The organism is Proteiniclasticum sp. (genome assembly GCF_003514505.1).
In the GTDB taxonomy this organism is placed as follows: Bacteria; Bacillota; Clostridia; order Clostridiales; family Clostridiaceae; genus Proteiniclasticum.
In genome coordinates, this window is record NZ_DOPX01000016.1 from 230,148 (window position 1) to 251,315 (window position 21,168).

A 21,168-nucleotide genomic window follows, 5' to 3' on the forward strand; every position below is an offset into this window, starting at 1 on the left:
AAGATAGACTTCTGGAAATGAAGTGCTTCCATGGCAATAGCTGCCAAAACCGCAAGTATGCTGATGACTTCTACGACGAAAATCGTAGGGGCATTGGCTTTTTTTATGCCCTGAAGAGGAATGGAGAGTGTATTTTTATGTTATTTTCATTAGCCCTGATTTTTCTGCTGGGGATGCTTCTTGGGAAGATATTTGATAAACTGGGACTCCCAAAGCTCCTGGGAATGCTTCTCACTGGAGTGCTCCTTGGACCCTATATGCTGAATTATATTGATGGGAGCATCCTGGGGATTTCTTCTGAACTGAGAAAGATTGCGCTCATCATCATTCTCACCAGGGCAGGACTTAACCTGGATCTTAAGGATCTTAGGAAGGTGGGAAGACCCGCAGTGCTTCTGTGCTTTGTTCCTGCAGTATTTGAAATCTTAGGTGTGACGCTTCTGGCGCCGAGGTTTTTGGGGCTGGGTATCCTGGATGCGCTGATCTTAGGTACGGTGGTGGCTGCGGTATCTCCGGCGGTGATTGTGCCGAGGATGCTGAAACTGATGGAGAACGGATTCGGAAGAGAGCAGAAGATCCCTCAGATGATCATGGCGGGGGCCTCTGTGGATGATGTGTTTGTCATTGTTCTTTTCACCGCTTTCACTGGATTTGCCCTCACGGGAGAAATGCATCTAGGTGAGTTTCTCAGTATTCCTGTGGCCATTGTTTTAGGGGTGGTTACAGGAGGCGCTTTGGGAACCGTTCTTTCATGGCTTTTTGTGCGGTTCCACATAAGAGACACCGGTAAGGTTCTGGTGATCCTTTCCATGGCCTTTCTTCTGGTCTCTTTGGAAGAAATGCTTCAGGGGACCGTAGGATTCTCCGGGCTGTTAGCTGTCATGGCCATGGGGATCATGCTTCAGGAAAAGAAGTATGAGGTGGCGAGGCGGCTTTCGGGAAAGTTTTCTAAGCTTTGGGTAGCAGCGGAGCTTCTTCTCTTTGTCCTTGTTGGCGCCTCTGTCAACTTGAGCCTTGTGCTCACTGCAGGTCTTCCTGCGGTCCTGCTGGTCCTCCTGGCGCTTCTTTTTAGAGTTCTAGGGGTATTCCTCAGCCTGTTAAAAACACCGCTCACAAGGAAAGAGAGAGCCTTCTCGGCCATGGCCTATCTTCCCAAAGCTACTGTTCAGGCAGCCATTGGAGGTCTGCCTCTGGCCATGGGGCTTCCATCGGGTGAGATCATCCTGACGGTGGCTGTGGTCTCCATTGTGCTCACAGCCCCTTTAGGTGCAATCCTTGTGGATCGAAGCTATGAGAAGCTTCTACAAAAAGCCCGCAAATAAAGAACCGGGGAAAAGGTTTCTGCGATCATCTTATTTACAAGACTAACTTCCACTTCACTATTTTTCTTTCTTCCAACTGGAAGTTAGTTTTAAAATTAAGGGCTCCTTGGGAATCAAGAGAAAAGATGCAAATGAGCTTGACAAAAAGGCGTTTTTTACTATAATTATAGTGTTAAAAATATTATTGCCATAAACAAGTTTGGGAAAAGCAGCTTTTCAGCTGCTTTTAAAATTACATGGGGAGTTGTCTTATGATCCTGTTAATTGACGTAGGAAATACCAACATCGTCATGGGAGTCCATGATGGTAAAAAGATTATTTCTGATTTCAGACTATCCACCAACAGCATGAAAACATCCGATGAAATCTCCATTGATGTCATCAGCCTTTTTCGGCTGAACAATCTGGAACCCAGTGCCATAGAAGGAGTCATCATCTCCTCGGTTGTGCCGAATGTCATGTACTCGTTAGAGAATATGGTGCGCAAGGTGTTCAAGGTGACACCGATTGTGGTGGGCGCTGGCGTGAAAACAGGCATCAATGTGAAAACAGACAATCCGAAGGAAGTAGGAGCAGACAGAATCGTAAACGCCGTAGCCGCTTCCGCAAAATACAAAAAGAGTCTCATCATCATTGATTTCGGTACTGCAACCACCTTCTGCTCCGTGAAAAAAGATGGAACCTATGCTGGAGGAATCATTTCTCCCGGCATCAAGATTTCCGCTGATGCTCTTTTTGAGAAAGCAGCAAAGCTGCCCCGTATTGAGCTTCTGAAGCCGGAGAAAGTCATTGGGAAGAATACTGTGGTTTCCATGCAGTCCGGCCTTGTACATGGATATATCGGCCTTGTGGAGCATCTGGTGAAGCTCATGAAGATCGAAATGATGGAAGATGGAGAAGAGGAGCCATATGTAGTGGCTACCGGAGGATTCTCCAGGCTCATGAAACAGAGCACCGACTGCATCGATGCACTGGAACCTAATCTTACCCTGGAAGGGTTGAAACTGATCTATGATAAAAATAAGAAATAAGATCCTTGAGAGTAAAGTCTTTCTGGCACCCATGGCGGGTGTCACAGATATTTCTTTCCGGGAGATTGCCATATCCATGGGGTGTTCTATGGTATACTCAGAGATGGTCAGTGCAAAAGCACTCCATTATGGAAGCCAGAATACTAAAGAGCTCCTGAGGATCTCGCCTAAGGAGAAACCCATTGCGGTGCAGCTGTTTGGCAGTGAAAAAGACATTATGGCAGAAACAGCCAGAGTATTGGATGAAAATGAGGACATCGTTCTTCTTGACATCAACATGGGATGCCCTGCGCCAAAGCTTGTGAAAAACGGAGAGGGTTCTGCTCTCATGCTGGACCCGGATAAAGCAGCCGGGATTCTCCGGGAAGTGAAGAAAGCCACTTCAAAACCTGTGACCTGCAAGTTCAGAAGAGGGTTTAAGATGGATGACGAAACAGCTCTGGACTTTGCCAAGAAGATGGAAGACGCAGGCGCAGATCTTGTTACAGTACACGGAAGATTCAGGGAGCAGTATTACTCCGGTACGTCTGACCGTGAGATCATCCGTAAAATTAAAGAAGCACTCTCTATTCCTGTGATTGGCAATGGAGACATCTTCACAGGAGAAGATGCCTTAGAAGTCCTGGAAACAGGGTGTGACGGCATCATGGTAGCAAGGGGAGCTTTAGGGAATCCCTGGATTTTTGAGGAAATCAATGCAGCTTTAGCGGGAAAACCCTATGAGCGGCCAGGATTTGAGGAAAGAATGGATATACTGATCCTCCATTATAAAAATACCTTATCCTATGAGGGAGAGCATAAAGCAGTCCGTGAGATGAGAAAACATATCGGATGGTATGTGAAAGGACTGCCAAGAAATACGGAAGTGAAGAATCTCATCAACCAGGAGACCGACCCTATAAAGGTGCTGGAAATCCTTGGGAAATATAAAGAAGAGCTTCTCCAAAATGGCTAAAATCATTGACAGGGAAGGGTAATGTCACTATAATAGAAAATCAAATAAAACAGAAGGGGATTTGAAATGAGCGAAGCAAAGAAATTTATCATGACCTATGAAGGGGTCAAAAAGCTTGAGAGCGAGCTGGAATATCTAAAGACAGTGAAACGTAAAGAAATCACTGAAAAGATCAAGGTAGCCCTGGGTTATGGAGATCTCAGCGAAAACTCTGAATACGATGAAGCAAAGAATGAACAGGCTTTCGTGGAAGGAAAGATTGTTCAGCTGGAAAATACACTCCGCAATGCATCTGTCATCGATGAGAGCGATATCTCCTCTGATGTGGTGGGCATTGGTTCAAGAGTGACCGTCTATGACTATGACTTTGAAGAGGAAGTGACCTATTCCATTGTTGGATCCACAGAAGCAGATCCGATGAACTTTAAAATTTCCAATGAATCTCCAGTGGGCAGCGCCCTTCTAGGACATAAAGTGGATGATGAAGTGGTGGTCCAGGTGCCAAACGGTATGAGCAAGTTTAAGATTTTAGAAATCGGAAGAGAGCAGGTGTAGAATTTTGACAAACGAAGAGAACCAGATCATAGAACAGGAAGAGAAGCTATCAGAACAGGAGCTGCAAAGACGTGAAAAACTGAAGGCGCTTCAGGAGGAAGGCAAAGATCCTTTTGATGTATATAAGGTGGAAGTGACCCATAATTCCAAGGAAATCAAGGAAAACCATGAGACACTGGAAGGTGTACATATCAAGACCGCTGGAAGACTCATGAGAAAGAGAGTACAGGGAAAAGCAGGTTTCTCCGATATACACGACCGTGAAGGAAAACTGCAGCTTTATGTGAAGCTGGACAACGTGGGAGAAGAGAAGCTGAAGTTCTTCAAGACTCTTGATCTTGGGGACTGGATCAGCGTAGAAGGAAATGTCTTTATCACAAAGACTGGAGAAGTGTCCCTGGAAGTCAAGAGCTTTGAGCTCATTTCCAAGGCGCTGAAGCCGCTGCCAGACAAGTGGCATGGCCTGGTGGATCCAGATATCAGATACAGACAAAGAGAAGTGGATCTTATTGTGAATCCCGATGTGAAGGAAAAGATGATCAAGAGAACCAGGATCATTTCTGCCATCAGAAATTACCTGGATGACCGAGGATATCTGGAGGTGGAAACACCAATTCTGTCCCCCATCGCCGGTGGTGCTGCAGCAAGACCTTTCGTCACCCACCACAATGCGCTGGACATCGACATGTACTTAAGAATCGCCACAGAGCTTTATCTTAAGAGACTCATCGTCGGTGGATTTGAGAAGGTGTATGATATGGGCAAGAACTTCAGAAATGAAGGAATTGACTATAAGCATAATCCAGAGTTCACCATGATCGAGCTTTACGAAGCCTACAGCGATTATAATGATATGATGGATCTCACAGAGGATCTGGTATCTTCCGTTGCCATGAAGGTCAATGGTTCCATGAAGGTGAACTATGAAGGAACAGAAATCGACCTGACCCCACCATGGAGAAGAGTCACCATGGCAGACATTGTCAAGGAAGAAACTGGCATTGACTTCAACACCATTACCTTAGAAGAAGCCCATGAGGCGGCGAAGAAGTTCCACATGCAGGATGACTTCAAGTATGACATCAAGCACACCTCCAAGGGAGATGTCTTAAATGCTATGTTTGAAAGATTCTGTGAGGACAAGCTCATTCAGCCGACCTTCATCTGTGACTATCCAGTAGAGATTTCTCCGCTGACCAAGAAGAAGAGAGGAAATGCAGAGTATACCGAACGTTTCGAAGGATTCATCTTTGGACGTGAGATCTGTAATGCCTACTCAGAGCTGAATGATCCCATTGTTCAGAGAGAGCGTTTCAGCCAGCAGGCCAAGGAAAGAGAACTGGGAGACGATGAAGCTTATATGATCGATGAAGAGTTCATGAGCGCCCTGGAGACAGGTATGCCTCCAACAGGTGGACTTGGAATCGGTGTGGACAGAATCATCATGTTCCTGACGGATGCCCATTCCATCAGAGACATCATTCTCTTCCCCACCATGAAGCCACAGGATTAAGAATTAAAAATAACCGGAAGCGGTTCTCCTTAACTGGAGAAAGCTTCCGGTTTTTAATTATTATGCTTCGATAATACTTTCATGGATAGGTAACAAAGATGGAGCTCATCTTCTCTTAACTTGTATGCGCTAGAGACCTTCGATGAATTTATATTAGTCGAGTATCTAAATGTGGAATAGTAACCGATCCATCATCTAAACCAACTAATTTTTATACTTTCAAGAAATTAAAAACATATTTGAAAACTCTAACTTTTATGCTATACTGAAAAAAGATTGAAAATTCAAACTATTATGATATATAAATAACATAATAAAATATAGAATATCTAAACTAACTCATAGTCTGCAAAAATGGCATTCCGATATCCGAACTTGATCTGAGAAAATAATTAGCTTAGTTCTAAGTATATTTATAAAAATTATATGGGATTGGAAATTATTATTAAGTTAGGTCTTGATTACCACGAACCTAGAAGATAAAACTAATATAACGTAGCATTCAGTTAACACTACGAACAATTAGTGATTGATTAATATATCAAAGCAATTTCTAAATCGAGCATAAATTTTTGATATGAAGGAGTGATTGCAATTGAAAATTGACTTGCATTGTCATACTAAAAAGACAAAACAGGGTGATGGAAAAGCGAGAAATGTAACACCTGAATTATTTAGAAAGAAAATCGAGTTGGCTGATGTAAAAATAGTTGCAATTACAAACCACAATGCATTTGATTATGAACAATATCAGATATTACAAAGTACTGTTCAAGATATCTGCCAAGTGTGGCCTGGTGTTGAAATAGATGTCATTGGTGAAAGTAGGTACCATTTGATTGTTGTCACAAAACCAGATGAAGCATTTAGATTTTCGGGTAGATGTGTTAGCCTGTTTTCGGACATAAGTCCTGACTTGTGCCAGTTGTCATTACAGGAAGTGTACGAGACGTTTAAGGATTTTGATGCGATATATATACCTCATTTTCATGACAAAAAACCGGCAATTTCTGAAGCTGATAAGCAAGAACTATTTAGAATTGTGAAAGATTCTTCCAGGGTATTTATTGAACCTAGAAATTATCGTACATTAGGTGTTCTTGCTAATAAAGATATGAGCGTTTTGATTGGTAGTGATGTTAAAGATTGGAACAAGTATGAAAGCAGTACATTTGCTGAATTAAGATTGCCTGTAGCAAGTTTTATGGAGTTTTTACTCCTAGCAAAGCGAGATAAAGCTGTTGTTGAAACTTTACTGAGTAAGAAATCACCTTTGAAAGTTTTAGGTATGCCACATCATTCAGTAAAACTACCTTTGATGATTTATCCTGATGTTAATATTATTTTTGGACAAAAGGGAACTGGAAAAACAGAAATATTGAAATCCATGTATACAGAAGTACTAGGATCTGGTAAAAAATGCAAAAAATATATTGCTTCAGAAAGAAGTGAAGACTTTTCTGAGCTTCTAAATATAAAAGATATGGAAATATCCCTAGAAAAGTTAAATACAGATTCATGTGAGTCTGAGTTTAAAGAGTTAAGTAGTTGGACTGATGATAATCCTACATCCTTTTCTAGCTATATATATTGGTATCAAACAAAAGGAAATAGTAATAACAAGAGTCGTATGAAAATTACTGAAGCTATCCATGATTTCTATCGAAAACCTAAAATGTATGACATACATGAAAATGACAAAAAAGAAATACAAAGTGTTTTAGACAAAATTAAACACATTGATTGTATAGAATATTTATTGGAAGAAGAAATTAAACAACTAGAATATTTATTAATAAAATTACATAGATCTATACAAGAAAAGAGAAAGTTTGATTTAGTAGAAAAATATGCGTCAAGATTGACAAATTTCACTATAGATAGGATAAAGGCTTTCGCAGATAGAAGTTCGGATACGATGTCAAGGCCATCTACTTCAGGGTTAAAGGAGTTTACAATAAAAAGAACAGATTTATTAAGATGTGTAAATCAAATTCTAGGTTCTATTAAAGTGCCGGATTATAATGAACGTATTCGGTTAGGTTCTTTAGAAGGCAAAGGTGAAATATATATAAATTGCAAATATAGAATGTTATGTCAAGAAGAAAGAACTAAGAATTATCCAGGATTCAATATTACATCACTAAAAGAAATTGTCAAATTACTAGAGGAAATCAAGAAACACGTTTTTGATTTTAATATTGCAACTTATGTAGAACAGTTAGTTACATTATGTAAGGAAAATAAAGTAACCTCAATAAAACCATTTGTGGGTAGATCAAAGCAGATTATTACATCAGATGGTGTTGAATATGAGCCTTCGAACGGTGAAAAAGGAATCCTCTTACTGGAACAAGTACTTTATGAAGATGCAGATATATATTTCTTGGACGAACCCGAATTAGGGATGGGTAACTCATATATTGATAGTGACATTAGACCATTAATAAGTAATCTAGCAAAACAAAGAAAGTATGTGGTTGTAGCTACGCATAATGCTAATATTGCTGTAAGAACGTTACCTTATATGTCTATTTATCGTACACATAAGAATGGAAAATATGAAACTTACTTAGGGAATCCATTTGATGATCAACTAGTTTCAATAGCTGATTCAGAAGATATAAAAAGTTGGACAGAAGAAAGTATGCATTCATTGGAAGGTGGTTACGAAGCTTTTTATGAAAGAAGGGATATATATGAAGCAAGAAATAATTAAGGCAACGTTAATTGATGGAAAAGGTGATACAGATGTTTTATCCTTTAGCATAGGCCCAAATAATTTAGAAATAGACTTAAATAGTTCAGAATGTCAAAATTCCATCAAGGAGCTATTTTCTTTGATTCTTAATGAAGCTGTTATTAACGATATTAAGATTGAATTTCATGTAGGAGATGGCTATTCAAGAGGTATGTATATTGAGGTATGCGAAGAATATATTAAAGATTTGAATCGTGAATTGGTTGAAGTTTCGCATATAATTCGCGATGAAATGTTTAGTTGGTAGTTGAAAGTACTTAAGTAAAAAAGGTTTATAATTACAGTAATCCGATTGACAAGCTTATTTAAGTATTCCTAATGAGAAGTATAATCTAACAGAAAAATATGGATCTAGTTTTAGGAAGATGAGTCAACAGATTGCATGTGAATCGCAACAAAGTTGAAACTATCAATGCCATTAGAATAAGGTTTTGAGACAGGATATATTTGATATCTAACTTCAGGCTCATATGTAAAAGAATCATTAAGTTATAATCTGAACTACTGATTTTCATGATGTGCTATATTATTTATTGAAGGAAGAGAAATGGAACAGTATAGCCTTAACCATTAATCCAGACAATAAATTACAAAAAATAACCGGAAGAGATTTCCTAAGTAGGAAGGCTTCCGGTTTTTGATTTGCACTGAAACTTATAGGAGATGGATGTTCTGTTTCATAAGATCCAGCCTCATATCTTCAGGCCAGATGCTGCTCTGCACTTCACCAATATGATATTTTCTTAAGAGGAACTGACAGATTCGAGACTGCCCGATGCCTCCGCCGATGGTCTGGGGAAGCTTTCCTTCCAGAAGGAGACTATGGTAGGTGAGTCCTTTTCGGTCTTCTTTTTTAGCTGCTTCCAGCTGATAAAGAAGGGCTTTTCTATCGACACGGATCCCCATGGAAGACAGCTCCAGAGCATCATCATGCACTTCGTTGTAGAAGATGAGATCTCCGTTTAGAGACCAGTCATCGTAGTCCGGTGCTCTTCCGTCATGGCGCTCTCCGCTGGAGAGAAGATCTCCAATGCCAATGAGAAAAAACGCTCCTGTTTCTTTTGCATAAGCCCGCTCCCGCTCTTTGGAAGTAAGTCCTGGATATTTCAGCAGAAGCTCTTCTGAAGTAATGAACGAAAGAGACTCCGGCAGCTGTGGTTTCAGATGGGGATAGGTCTTGTAGAGCAGTATTTCTGCGTCCTTAAAGATGGAGTAGATGATGGAAACCGTATCTTTTAAGGTATCCAGGGTTCTTTCTCCTTCTCCGATGATTTTTTCCCAGTCCCACTGGTCCACATAAATGCTGTGGATGGCGTCTAAGGTTTCATCGCGCCGGATGGCGTTCATGTTGGTATAGAGGCCTTCTCCTAAAGTGAACTCATAGTCCATGAGGGCTTTTCTTTTCCATTTGGCCAGGGACTGGACAATCTCCACTTCCTTGCCAGTATGGAGAATATCGAAGGAGACTGGGCGCTCGATGCCGTTCAGATCGTCATTCAGACCGTTTCCTTTTTCGATAAAAAGCGGTGCGGAGACGCGGGTCAGATGAAGACGTTCTGAGAGCTCCCGCTCAAAAAAGACTTTGATGAGCTTGATGGCTTTCTGGGTTTCTTTGATGGTCAGTGTGCTTTGATACATGGTGGTTTCCTCCCGTAAAATAAAAAATTCCTTTCCATCCCTACAATTGGGACGAAAGGAAAGGTCTTCCGCGGTACCACCCAGTTTAGCCAAATTACTTCAGCTCACTTTTAAGATACGGGCATGGTAAACGCCGATATCCGACTTCTGTAACGGGAAGGCCCGGCCGGGTCTACTAAGATTCTTCCGGCAGCTCCGAGCTGTTTTTCCACTGATCTCCTGAAGACCGGGCTCACACCTTTCCCCGGCTCTCTGAACTTTTTCAATCGTGTACTCGTCTCATCAACACTTGTTTATATTTATTATAGGAATTTTGAGAGAAGAGTCAAGCATAATTTTTATTCGATGTAAAATAACTGTCCTCAAAATGTTAAACCTCAGTATGATAAAGAAGCGTTCTGTGAGGAGCAAGAATCATCCTGAAGAAAAGTTCGGCTGGTAATTTGGAGAAAGAAACTCCTTGAAAATTTTTAAAATAAAGCCTTGCATTATTTTTTGGGCTTGGTATAATAGTCTTTGTAATGACGTTCCGCGATAGCTCAATGGTGGAGCACTCGGCTGTTAACCGATAGGTTGGAGGTTCGAGTCCTCTTCGCGGAGCCATTTTTTTTATCTAAATATCTGTGATGAGAAAGAGGAGTATTCCTTTCTGAACTTTTAGAGAGAATCCGGATGGTGCAAGGATTTAAGGCAGAAGGAAGAAGGGCGCTTTGGAGCAGAATGTGTTTGTAAGAGCAGGGCTTATGCCAAGAAGGGTGGAACCGCGGAATTATCCGTCCCTTCACGGTATAAGCTCTTTTTGATTTCAAAATTTAATTTCAAGGAGGAATCACCATGGAAAAAACAATGGATAAAATTGTAGCACTCAGCAAGGGAAGAGGGTTTGTCTACCCTGGCTCTGAACTGTACGGAGGACTTTCAAACTCCTGGGACTATGGTCCTTTGGGGGTAGAGCTGAAAAACAACATCAAGAAGGCCTGGTGGAAGAGATTCATCCAGGAAAGCCCCTATAATGTGGGACTGGATTCAGCCATCCTCATGAACCCTGAGGTATGGAAAGCTTCTGGACATGTGGACAGCTTCTCCGACCCGCTCATGGACTGTAAAGAGTGCAAGGCTCGTTTTAGAGCAGACAAACTGGTGGAAGACCACATGACAGAGCAGGGCGTAGAGTATGCTTCTGCGGACGGAAAGACAGAAGCGGAGCTGAAAGCTTACATAGACGAGCATGGCATTGTGTGTCCAAAGTGCGGGAAGAAAAACTTCACAGACATCAGAAAGTTCAATCTGATGTTCAAAACCTATCTTGGTATCACCGATGAGTCCAAGACAGAGATTTATCTTCGTCCTGAAACAGCCCAAGGTATTTTTGTGAATTTCAAGAACATCGCAAGAACAACCCGTAAGAAAGTGCCATTTGGTATTGGACAGATTGGTAAGTCCTTCAGAAATGAAATCACCCCTGGTAACTTCATCTTCAGAACCAGAGAGTTCGAGCAGATGGAGCTGGAGTTCTTCTGTAAGCCTGGTACCGATCTGGAGTGGTTTGCGTTCTGGAAGAAGTACTGCATGGAGTTCCTGCTGGATCTGGGACTCACCGAAGAGAACCTCAGAATGAGAGACCATGCACCGGAGGAGCTTTCCTTCTACAGCGTAGGCACCGCAGACATCGAATACAGATTCCCCTTCGGATGGGGAGAGCTTTGGGGCATTGCGGACAGAACAGATTATGATCTCATGCAGCATGCCACCCATGCAAAGACGGATATGATGTATATGGATCCTGTAACCAATGAAAAGTATGTGCCCTACTGTGTAGAGCCCTCTGTAGGTGTGGACAGACTGTTCCTTTCCTTCTTGTCCGACGCTTATGAAGAGGAAGAGCTGGAAGGCGGAGATGTAAGAACCGTTCTGAAGTTCCATCCTGCCATCGCACCGGTAAAAGCAGCAATTCTGCCTCTTTCAAAGAAGCTTTCTGAGAAAGCCATGGAAGTCTATGCACAGCTGTCCAAGCATTTCCAGTGTGAGTATGACGATGCGGGAAGTATTGGAAAGAGATACAGAAGACAAGATGAGATCGGTACACCCTACTGCATCACCATCGACTTTGATACTCTGGAAGATCAGACCGTGACTGTAAGAGACAGAGACACCATGGAGCAGATCCGTCTGTCCGTCTTTGATCTCATTGACTATATTGACAAGAAACTGGTATTTTAACCACAAAAAGGAGAAGAAGGCAACCACTGCCCTCTTCTTTTTTTCATGACTGAAATAATTTGCAGTTTCAGTAAAAGACTGTAGAATAATAGTTGAATACAGGAAGTACAGGAGGAAACATGAAGGACAATAAAAAAGAACGGGATCAGGAGCTTGCTCTTTCTCAGGTGAAAAAATCTGTGGATCAGGTCTATGATGGCATCATGGGCAATGCGCTGTTTATTCTTGTGAACATCCATATACTGGTTTTTCTTTTGTTTGCAGAACCGGATAATCTGGCCGTCTACTATCTTCTCATGGCGGTGGTGATGATTCCGCTATACCCTGCCTATACGGCGCTTTATGTGGCATTAAGAGGAACAGGAGAAGACAAGAGGAGCATTTATAAACGGTTTTTTGACGGGTACAGAAAACAGTTCAAAAAAACGGTTGTCCTTGGAATGCTGGGCTCTTTTTTCACAGCGTTCATGCTCTACAATAGTCTCTTTTTCAGCATCATAGACCAAAGCGGTATGAGAAGAGCTGTGGACATACTGTTGGTTTTTGTCCTGATGTTTTTACTTGGGCTGGTACCGATCATAGCGGAGGAAAAGGGCACACTGAAGGATCATCTCAAGGAAATGGGAAAAAAGCTGTTCCAGGGAGTGTTAAGAGGTGCAGCTGCACTGGTCCTACTGTTTGTCAGTGTCTATTTCGGAAGGCTCATCATTTTTCCTCTGATCATCGGGTTCTCTCTAGCTGCTTATGCGCAAAGGGTTCTTTACAAACATCAGAAAGACCGTGATTTTTCAGAGAAACAGGAAGCGAATAAAAAAACAAGGAAGTAGTTATGAAAAAGGATTTTAGTGCATTCAAAAACTTTATCAGAGACAAAAAAGTTGGGGTTGTAGGTCTTGGGGTCAGTAATGTCCCTCTCATGGAATTTCTCCTGAAGATGGGGGCCAGGGTATATGGATTTGATAGAAGTCCATTGGAGAATCTGTCACCGCTTGTGAGAGAAATGAAAGATCAGGTGGTGCTCCATCTGGGAGAGGACTATCTTAGCCATCTCACAGGTCTTCATGTGATCTTCAAAACCCCCGGAATGAGACCGGACCATCCGGCCCTTCTGGAAGCAGAAAAAGAAGGAGCGGTGGTGACCTCAGAAATGGAAGAATTTCTGAAATACACCAAAGGAAGAACCATCGGGATCACAGGAAGTGACGGGAAGACCACCACGACTACTGTAGTGGGAGAGCTTTTAAAAGCTGCAGGGCACTCTGTTTATGTGGGCGGTAATATTGGCACTCCTCTCTTCACAAAGGTGGAAGAGATCACCGAACAGGATTTTGTGGTGCTGGAGCTGTCAAGCTTCCAGCTTATGACCATGACCGTTTCACCAGAGACCGCCATTGTTACGAATCTTACACCAAATCATCTGGATGTTCATAAGGATATGGAAGAGTATGCAGAAGCGAAGAAGAATATTTTCAGATTCCAGAACAAAGAAGACCTGCTCATTCTCAATGAGGACAATGAGGTGACGAGAGGCTTCAAACCCCTGGCAGCAGGTGAAATGAGGACTTTCTCCAGCAGAGAGGAAAATACGGATGCTTACTACAAAGACGGTATGTTGTATCTTCATCATGAGCCTGTGGTTCCTTTGTCTGAAATGAAGGTGAAGGGTGTCCATAATGCAGAGAACTTCTTGGCGGCATTCCTTGCGGTGGAAAAGTGGGTGCCTGTACCGGTGATGAAAGAAGTGGCAGTAAGGTTTGAAGGGGTAAAACACCGATGCCAGTTTATCAGAGAACTGGACGATGTCAGATATTACAATGATTCCATTGCATCCAGTCCCACAAGAACGCTGGCCACCATCTCCTCTTTTGAGAAGAGAGTGAATCTTATTCTGGGCGGTTACGACAAACAGCTGGACTTTTCGCCTTTGGCAGAGAAAGCGCCTTTGTATGTGAAGGCAGCGGTGCTGGTGGGAGCTACAAAAGAGAAAATCTATCAGGCATTTATGGAGGCGGAAAAGAACCATGGTGTCAAGATCCCACTATTCTTTGCGGAGAATTTTGAGGATGCCGTGCTGAAACTGAAGGAAATCAGCGAACCGGGGGACTTTTCGCTGCTCTCTCCGGCTTGTGCAAGTTTTGATGCGTTCAAGAACTTTGAAGTCCGCGGAGACCGGTTTGTAGAACTCGTGAACAATTTCTAAAAATCTGTCGTGATAATTGTAACAATGGCAACTTTGGGGTAGAATTGTAAAGGACACAGCAACAAAAGAATCGGGTACTAATTTGCCGTTTGGCAAGCAGGAGGGTAAATCTAATGAAAACGAACATTAAAAGAATTGGAATTATGACTGGTGGTGGGGACTGTCCAGGACTGAATCCGGTCATCAGAGCAGTCACCAAAACAGCCATCAGCCAGTATGGATGGGAAGTCATCGGGATCCGTAACGGGTATAAGGGTCTTTATGATAATGACTGGGTAAAACTGGACGGAGAGTCCATTTCCGGTCTTCTGCACAAGGGTGGCACCATGCTCTACAGCTCCAACAAGGACAATCTGTTCCATTATCTGGTGGAAGAGAATGGCGAGATGGTGTACAAGGATGTATCAGATGTTGGGGTTGAGAACCTGAAGAAACTGGATATCGATGTAATGTTTATCATAGGTGGAGACGGTACACTGACCTCTGCAAGAGATTTTGCAAGAAAAGGTGTAAAGGTCATTGCCATTCCAAAGACCATCGACAACGACCTGGCATCCACTGACACAACCTTCGGTTTCAATACTGCGGTGGGTGTAGCCACAGAAGCTCTGGACAGGCTCCATACCACAGCTATGTCTCATCACAGAATCATGGTTCTGGAAGTTATGGGAAGATATGCTGGATGGATTGCGCTTCATGCGGGTATAGCTGGTGGTGCAGATGCGATTCTTCTGCCTGAGATTCCTTATGATATCCATAAGGTTGCTGAAAAGATTGAAGAAAGAAAGAAACAGGGCAAGAACTTCTCTGTCATTGTGGTTGGAGAAGGTGCAAAGCCTATTGATGGCGAAGTGGTGGTGCGTGAAGTCATTGCAGACTCACCAGACCCAATCAGACTGGGTGGCATTGGCCTGAAGGTTGCTCATGACCTGGAAAAAATCTGTGGAAATGAAGCAAGAGCTACCATTCTGGGACATCTGCAAAGAGGTGGAAGCCCATCATCATCGGACAGAATCCTCTCCACACGTTATGGTGTAGCAGCTGTTAAGCTCGCAGTGGAAGGAAAGTTTGGTAATATGGTCACCCTGAAGGGAGACACCATGTCCTATGATTCCCTGGAAAATGTTATTGGCAGAAAGTCCAAGAATGTGAATCCAAACGGGGAACTGGTAGAAATGGCAAAAGCCATTGGTATCGCTTTCGGAGACTGATTTTATAAAAGAACACAAAAGGCTTCGCTTCACAGCGGAGTCTTTTTTTGACGCTTTCATGCACACGTTTGCATGATATACTTTTTGTAAACTGTTCAAGAAAGAATCATGAGAAAAGGAAGGGAAAATGATGAGAAAAAATAAGATGATCAGAAGGACCAGTATGCTGCTGCTGATTTTATTCCTGCTGTCCCCGATATTTTCGCTGGGAGACGTGATGGATACTCGGGCTGACAATGATGTGAAGCTCACAGTCCATTATCAGAGAAAGAATCAGGATTATGAGGGGTGGAATCTTTGGCTGTGGCCGAAAGGCGGTCAGGGAGAGCAGGTGGATTTCACAGGGGAAGATGACTTCGGAAAGACCCTGGAAGTGACGAAAAGCAGTGATTCCGGATCCTTTGGATTCATTGTCCGAAAAGGCAACTGGGACGAAAAGGATGTGGACAAGGACCGGTTCATTCCCTTATCCAAAGCTCAGGATGGGGTTCTTGAGCTCTATCTGCTTGAAAAAGATGCAACCCTTTATTATACATTGGAAGAGGTGGACCTTTCCCCAAAAATCCTGAAAGCGGAGCTTACCACGATAAACAAGATCAAAGTGAACCTGTCTGTCCCTATGACGCTTCTCCATGACAGGAAGGAAGGTCTTAGCATTGTATCAGGAGATGAAGAGATGGAAATCGAAGCCATCTATTTCAGTGAAGGGGGAAGACCGGAGACGACGAGCTCTTTTGAGATTCTTCTGAAAGAACCTCTGGAACTAGGAAAATCCTATCAGGTGGCGAAAGAGGGCTATGGAGAAAAAGAGCTTCTCATGAGCGGCGTGTTCTCTACCAGTGCCTTTGAAAAAGCCTATCATTATGATGGAGACCTGGGTGCTCTTTATGAGAAAGAAGGAACCACCTTCAGGCTTTGGGCACCAACAGCGACAAAAGTAACCCTCAATCTTTTCCAGAAGGGAGATACGGTGGAGGCTTTTGACCAGGTGGAAATGGAGAAGAAAGCGCAGGGCGTTTTTGAAACGGTCATTTCTGGAGACATGCATGGCATCTATTACACCTACTCTGTAGAAAACCTGGGTCTTCTGCAGGAAGCGGTGGATCCTTATGCAAGAGCTGTGGGGGTGAATGGACAAAGAGCCATGGTCATCGACCTTACCCGTACCAATCAGGAAGGGTTTCAGGAGATAAAAAAGCCGGAGTATAAGGAGTATACAGATGCAGTCATTTACGAGCTTCATGTCCGGGACCTTTCTATCTCAGAGGATTCGGGTATTGTGAATAAAGGGAAATTCCTTGGTCTGACCGAGGAGGGAACCAAAGGTCCGGGAGGCGTTTCCACGGGATTGGATCATTTGGTGGACCTGGGTATTACGCATCTTCATCTTCTGCCGTCCTTTGACTTCAGAAGTATTGATGAGACAAAACTTGAGGAGAATAACTTCAACTGGGGATATGACCCCCAGCATTTCAACGTGCCGGAAGGATCCTACTCCACAAATCCTTATGAGGGAGAAGTGAGAGTCAGGGAGTTCAAAGAAATGGTGGCAGCGCTTCATGAAAAGGACATCCGTGTAGTGATGGACGTGGTCTACAATCATACTGGAGCCTCAGGGGATTCAGACTTTTCAAAGATTGTTCCTGGATACTACTACCGTATGAATGAGGATGGAAGCTTTTCCAACGGCAGCGGAACTGGAAATGAGACGGCATCGGAACGGTCCATGATGAGAAAGTATATTGTGGACTCCGTGGTGTACTGGGCGGAAGAATACAAAGTAGATGGATTCCGTTTCGACCTCATGGCCCTTCATGACATAGAGACCATGAAAGCCGTAAGAGAAGCCTTGAATGAAGTGGATCCGACGATTCTTATTTATGGAGAAGGGTGGACCGGGGGAGATTCCCCACTGCCGGACAAGGAAAAAGCCTTAAAGAGAAACACCTGGAGAATGGAGGGCATTGCGGCATTTTCCGATGACATCCGAGATGGCATCAAAGGGCATGTGTTCACCGATGAAGACCGGGGATTTGTGAATGGTGGGGAAGCTTTGGAAGAAAGTGTGAAGTTTGGTGTTGTAGCTTCCATTGACCATCCTGAGGTCAATTATCAGGAAGTGAAATACTCCAAAGGCTTCTGGGCGAAAGAACCCAGTCAGACCATCACCTATGTGGAAGCCCATGACAATCTGACTCTTTGGGACAAACTGGCGATCTCTAATCCTGACGAAAGTGAAGAAGAGCTTAAGAAGATGCACCGCATGGCCAATGCCATCGTTCTCACCTCCCAAGGAATTCCTTTCCTTCATGCAGGCAGTGAGTTCCTAAGAACCAAGGAGGGGAATCATAACAGCTACAATGCGCCAGATGAGATCAACCGCTTTGTCTGGGCAAGAAAGGCAGAATATCAGGAGAATGTGGAGTATATGAAGGGGCTCATTAAATTAAGAAAAGAGCATCCCGCCTTCCGCATGGCGGAAGCGGAAATGGTGAGAGAGCATCTTTCCTTCCTGGAAATGCCAGAAATGTACATGGTAGGCTATAGGATAGAGGGAGCAGCACTAGGGGATTCCTTTGAAGAAGTTTTGGTGCTGATGAATGCAAATGCGGAAACCAAAACCTATACTTTGCCTGAAGGCGTTTATGATGTCTATGTGGATGGAGAAAACGCAGGCACTGAAGTGCTCCGCACAGAAAAAGAAGAGGTTGAGGTTCCGGGGAGAACACTGCTTGTGCTTTCAAAAAGTGCAGGAAGCAGCAACCCTGTTGCCGAAGGGGGCGAATCAGGTAATCCGATGTATCTGTGGGCAGCGCTTTTCCTAGGTGCTGGTCTCGTCCTGGTAATGCTTCTGGAGAGAAAGAAAAATCTGAAGAAGAGCGCATAAAATAAACATGGAACTAGAGTGGTATCTGGATGAGAACAGTACTTCTCTAGTTTTCCTTTTCAGAGAGGAAAGAAGACGGTACAATGGAAAAAATAAGCAGTAAAGGGGAAGAGCAGTGTGGAACCTCAGAATGTAATGCAGATCCGGAACGCCACAGAGGGCAATCTCAAAGGTATAAATCTGGACCTTCCAAAGAATCAGCTGATTGTGTTCACTGGTGTTTCAGGTTCCGGGAAAAGCACCCTGGCCATGGATGTGATTTACCAGGAATGTCAGAGGCAATACCTGGAGGCCATGGGGTATCAGGGAATCAAGAAACCCAAAGTAGATGTGATAGAGAATGCATCGCCTGCCATCAAGATTTCTCAGGATGCCTATCATAAAAATCCGAGATCCACCGTGGGCACCGTGACAAACCTTTACACAGATCTCAGAATGATTTTTGAAAAGCTCCATAAAAGGAGCTGTCCTCATTGTGAGGGAGAGATCTCTGCAGCAGATGCCAAGGAGAGACTGGTGAAGGTGCCCGGAGGATTTACCGTGTACATGGACTGTCCTTTGTGTGGAAAGGAAATGGAAAAACTTACCCGGAGCCATTTCTCCTATAATACAAGGGACGGAGCCTGTCCTAAATGCCAAGGACTGGGAGAAGTGCTGAAGATCCATCACCGGGGGGTCATCCATGAGGAACTTTCTCTGGAGGAAGGCGCTGTAACCTATTGGGATCATGGTTATAAGGAGTATCAGGTGAACTCTGTCAATGCGGCTTTCCGTTATTACGGAGAAAAACCCACAGGAAACAGACCTGTGTCTGAGTACAGCAAAGGAGAACAGATCCTTCTATTTTATGGTGCAGAAAGTGAAGAGGCGAAAGAGTTCTACAAAGACATTCCCCTGCCAAAGAAGGTTGCCGACGGAAGATTTGAGGGCATTCTGACGACCATCTGGAGAAGACTTCAGGATAAAGGAACCATGACCCCACAGCTGGAACCTTTTTTTGTGCGGGGAACTTGTGAAATCTGTCATGGAAATAAACTGAATGCTCTTTCTGCCGCCGTGACCGTAGAAGGGAAAACCATCCCAGAGATTTCTTCGTATTCTCTGGAAGAGCTTTACCAGTGGGTAACAGACGTTAAAGACGAGATTGAGGATTCCAGAAAGAGTATGGTGGATGTGTTTCTTCTGGATATGGAAACAAAAATCAGAAGACTTCTTCATGCGGGCATCGGGTATCTGCAGCTGGAACGCCAGACCATGACTCTCTCAGGAGGAGAAGCCCAGAGGATGAAACTGGCCTCTATACTGGATGCCACCATCAGTGGAATCATCTACCTCATGGATGAACCTACCATAGGGCTTCACCCGAAGGATACAGAAGGGATCATCGATATTCTCAAAGGTGTGAGAGACCATGGAAATACGGTCATTGCCATTGAACATGATATGGATGTGATGAGAGAAGCGGAACACATTGTAGACATGGGTCCTCTTGCAGGAAATCAGGGCGGAGAAGTTGTGGCAGCAGGTACAGTGGAGAAGCTGAAAGAAAACAAAGATTCCTTAACTGGCAGGTATCTGAGAGACCGCAGCGGATTCATAGAAAAAAAGTACAGGGAACATCGTAATGGTTATCTGGAAATAGAGAATGCAACCAAGTTCAATTTGAAGGGCATCCATGTGAAGATCCCCAGAGGAGTCATGACAGCCATTACTGGTGTTTCAGGTTCTGGGAAATCCACTCTGGTGTTTGAAGTCCTGGGGCAAGGCGATTCTAACCCAGATGCCAAGGAGAACATCGTCCGTGGTACGAAAGAAATGGATCGGATCATTTTAGTGGAGCAGTCTCCCCTCACCCGAATGAAGCGCTCTAATGTAGCGACTTTTTCAGGCATCTTCAGCGAAGTGCGCAAGCTTTTTTCAAGTCTTCAGGAAGCAAAGGAGAAAGGGCTGAAGGCCAATGATTTTTCATTTAACACCAAGGGGGGCAGATGTGAACGCTGTGAAGGACTTGGTTATATAGAGAGCAATATGCTGTTTTTTGAAAACATAGAGATTGTATGTCCTGAATGCGGCGGCAAGCAGTTTCAGGATCATGTGCTCTCTGTGGAGTATGAGGGGCGAAGCATACACGATGTGCTGAAGCTTCCTGTGGAGGAAGCCCACATCCTCTTTCAAAAGATCAAGCCCATGAAGAAGATCCTGTCTCTTCTGGAAGACGTGGGACTTGGATACTTGGAGCTGGGGCAGACGCTCACCACTTTGTCCGGAGGTGAGGGTCAAAGACTGAAACTTGCGAAGGAGCTCTTAGAGCAGAAAAGCGCAAACAATCTCTATCTCATCGACGAACCCACCGTGGGCCTGCACATGAAAGATGTAGAGCATTTTCTGCTTCTTCTTGAAAAAATGGTGGATGCAGGAAATACAGTGGTTCTTGTAGAGCACAATACCCAAGTGATGGAAGTTTGTGACTGGATCATTGATCTGGGACCTGAAGGTGGTATAAATGGCGGCAACATTCTGGCAGAAGGAACACCAAAGGAAATCAAAGTGAACCCGAAATCTGTCACCGGAAAGTATCTGTAAAACCAGAAGATCATTGTGGAAAGTCCGGGAAACCTTGTGGAAGAATCAAGGGATATCCGGACTTTTCTTCTATAAAAAGCAAATCATCCACAGTGAAGGAAAGAAAATCCACAGAATATTGCTCTTGTGGCTGTGGACAAATCAGAAACCGAGCCCGTTTTTGTGGAAAATTATTGAATTTGCCATTGTAATCATTTTTTACTTATGGTAATATATCTAAGTCAGCGCTTTCCAAGTGCTTCTTTTATTGAGAGGCCTTTGAGGAGCTGAAACAGTTCTTTGAAAATTAAAC

General features: G+C 43.5%; 14 protein-coding genes, 1 tRNA gene, 1 riboswitch and 1 other annotated feature. Of the genes, 14 read left to right on the forward strand and 1 reads right to left on the reverse strand.

Annotation, left to right across the window (positions count from 1 at the left end; genetic code table 11):
* Window positions 1-4 precede the first annotated feature (4 nt).
* A riboswitch (Fluoride riboswitch) is annotated at window positions 5-80 on the forward strand.
* Between the two features lie 57 nt (window positions 81-137).
* The 7 genes from DEF30_RS05675 (at window position 138) to DEF30_RS05705 (ending at window position 8,384) form a co-directional block, all read left to right on the forward strand.
* A complete protein-coding gene (locus DEF30_RS05675; protein ID WP_294097336.1) occupies window positions 138-1,322 on the forward strand; it encodes a cation:proton antiporter in 1,185 nt (394 codons plus the stop codon).
* Window positions 1,323-1,573: 251 nt separating this feature from the next.
* The gene (locus DEF30_RS05680; protein ID WP_294097339.1) at window positions 1,574-2,353 is read left to right on the forward strand and encodes a type III pantothenate kinase; all 780 of its coding nucleotides are present in this window, start codon (window positions 1,574-1,576) and stop codon (window positions 2,351-2,353) included.
* On the forward strand, window positions 2,334-3,308 hold the full coding sequence (gene dusB / locus DEF30_RS05685; protein ID WP_294097340.1) for a tRNA dihydrouridine synthase DusB: 975 nt from the start codon (window positions 2,334-2,336) through the stop codon (window positions 3,306-3,308). The genes DEF30_RS05680 and dusB overlap by 20 nt, the downstream gene beginning before the upstream one ends.
* A gap of 66 nt (window positions 3,309-3,374) precedes the next feature.
* The gene (greA, locus tag DEF30_RS05690; RefSeq protein ID WP_074911742.1) at window positions 3,375-3,863 is read left to right on the forward strand and encodes a transcription elongation factor GreA; all 489 of its coding nucleotides are present in this window, start codon (window positions 3,375-3,377) and stop codon (window positions 3,861-3,863) included.
* Window positions 3,864-3,867: 4 nt separating this feature from the next.
* Window positions 3,868-5,376 (forward strand): lysine--tRNA ligase, encoded by a 1,509-nt coding sequence (lysS, locus tag DEF30_RS05695; RefSeq protein ID WP_294097341.1) that lies wholly within the window; start codon window positions 3,868-3,870, stop codon window positions 5,374-5,376.
* A gap of 595 nt (window positions 5,377-5,971) precedes the next feature.
* Window positions 5,972-8,095, forward strand: a complete 2,124-nt coding sequence (locus tag DEF30_RS05700; RefSeq protein WP_294097342.1) for a histidinol phosphatase — start codon at window positions 5,972-5,974, stop codon at window positions 8,093-8,095.
* Window positions 8,076-8,384, forward strand: coding sequence for a hypothetical protein (locus DEF30_RS05705; RefSeq protein ID WP_294097343.1), 309 nt, complete (start codon window positions 8,076-8,078; stop codon window positions 8,382-8,384). The genes DEF30_RS05700 and DEF30_RS05705 overlap by 20 nt, the downstream gene beginning before the upstream one ends.
* Before the next feature lie 407 nt (window positions 8,385-8,791).
* Here DEF30_RS05705 and asnA read toward each other — a convergent pair whose 3' ends face one another.
* Window positions 8,792-9,775: an aspartate--ammonia ligase gene (gene asnA, locus DEF30_RS05710; RefSeq protein ID WP_294097344.1), complete on the reverse strand. Its 984-nt coding sequence runs from the start codon at window positions 9,773-9,775 to the stop codon at window positions 8,792-8,794.
* Window positions 9,776-9,819: 44 nt separating this feature from the next.
* Window positions 9,820-10,070: a binding site (T-box leader), on the reverse strand.
* 233 nt (window positions 10,071-10,303) lie between these two features.
* On the opposite strand from asnA, the gene DEF30_RS05715 reads away from it, so the two are divergent.
* The 7 genes from DEF30_RS05715 to DEF30_RS05745 all read left to right on the forward strand — a co-directional run bounded on the left by DEF30_RS05715 (window position 10,304) and on the right by DEF30_RS05745 (window position 20,876).
* Window positions 10,304-10,378 (forward strand) — tRNA-Asn (locus DEF30_RS05715).
* A 225-nt stretch (window positions 10,379-10,603) separates the two neighbouring features.
* Complete coding sequence (locus DEF30_RS05720) at window positions 10,604-11,995, forward strand: glycine--tRNA ligase (RefSeq protein ID WP_294097359.1); 1,392 nt, start codon at window positions 10,604-10,606, stop codon at window positions 11,993-11,995.
* A 119-nt stretch (window positions 11,996-12,114) separates the two neighbouring features.
* A complete protein-coding gene (locus DEF30_RS05725) occupies window positions 12,115-12,822 on the forward strand; it encodes a DUF624 domain-containing protein (protein WP_294097345.1) in 708 nt (235 codons plus the stop codon).
* Between the two features lie 2 nt (window positions 12,823-12,824).
* Window positions 12,825-14,195 (forward strand): UDP-N-acetylmuramoyl-L-alanine--D-glutamate ligase, encoded by a 1,371-nt coding sequence (murD, locus tag DEF30_RS05730; RefSeq protein ID WP_294097346.1) that lies wholly within the window; start codon window positions 12,825-12,827, stop codon window positions 14,193-14,195.
* Between the two features lie 113 nt (window positions 14,196-14,308).
* Complete coding sequence (locus DEF30_RS05735) at window positions 14,309-15,406, forward strand: 6-phosphofructokinase (protein ID WP_294097347.1); 1,098 nt, start codon at window positions 14,309-14,311, stop codon at window positions 15,404-15,406.
* 127 nt (window positions 15,407-15,533) lie between these two features.
* The gene (pulA, locus tag DEF30_RS05740) at window positions 15,534-18,293 is read left to right on the forward strand and encodes a type I pullulanase (protein WP_294097348.1); all 2,760 of its coding nucleotides are present in this window, start codon (window positions 15,534-15,536) and stop codon (window positions 18,291-18,293) included.
* Window positions 18,294-18,428: 135 nt separating this feature from the next.
* Entirely contained in the window at window positions 18,429-20,876 is a 2,448-nt protein-coding gene (locus DEF30_RS05745; RefSeq protein ID WP_294097349.1) for an excinuclease ABC subunit UvrA, read from the forward strand.
* Window positions 20,877-21,168: the final 292 nt, after the last annotated feature.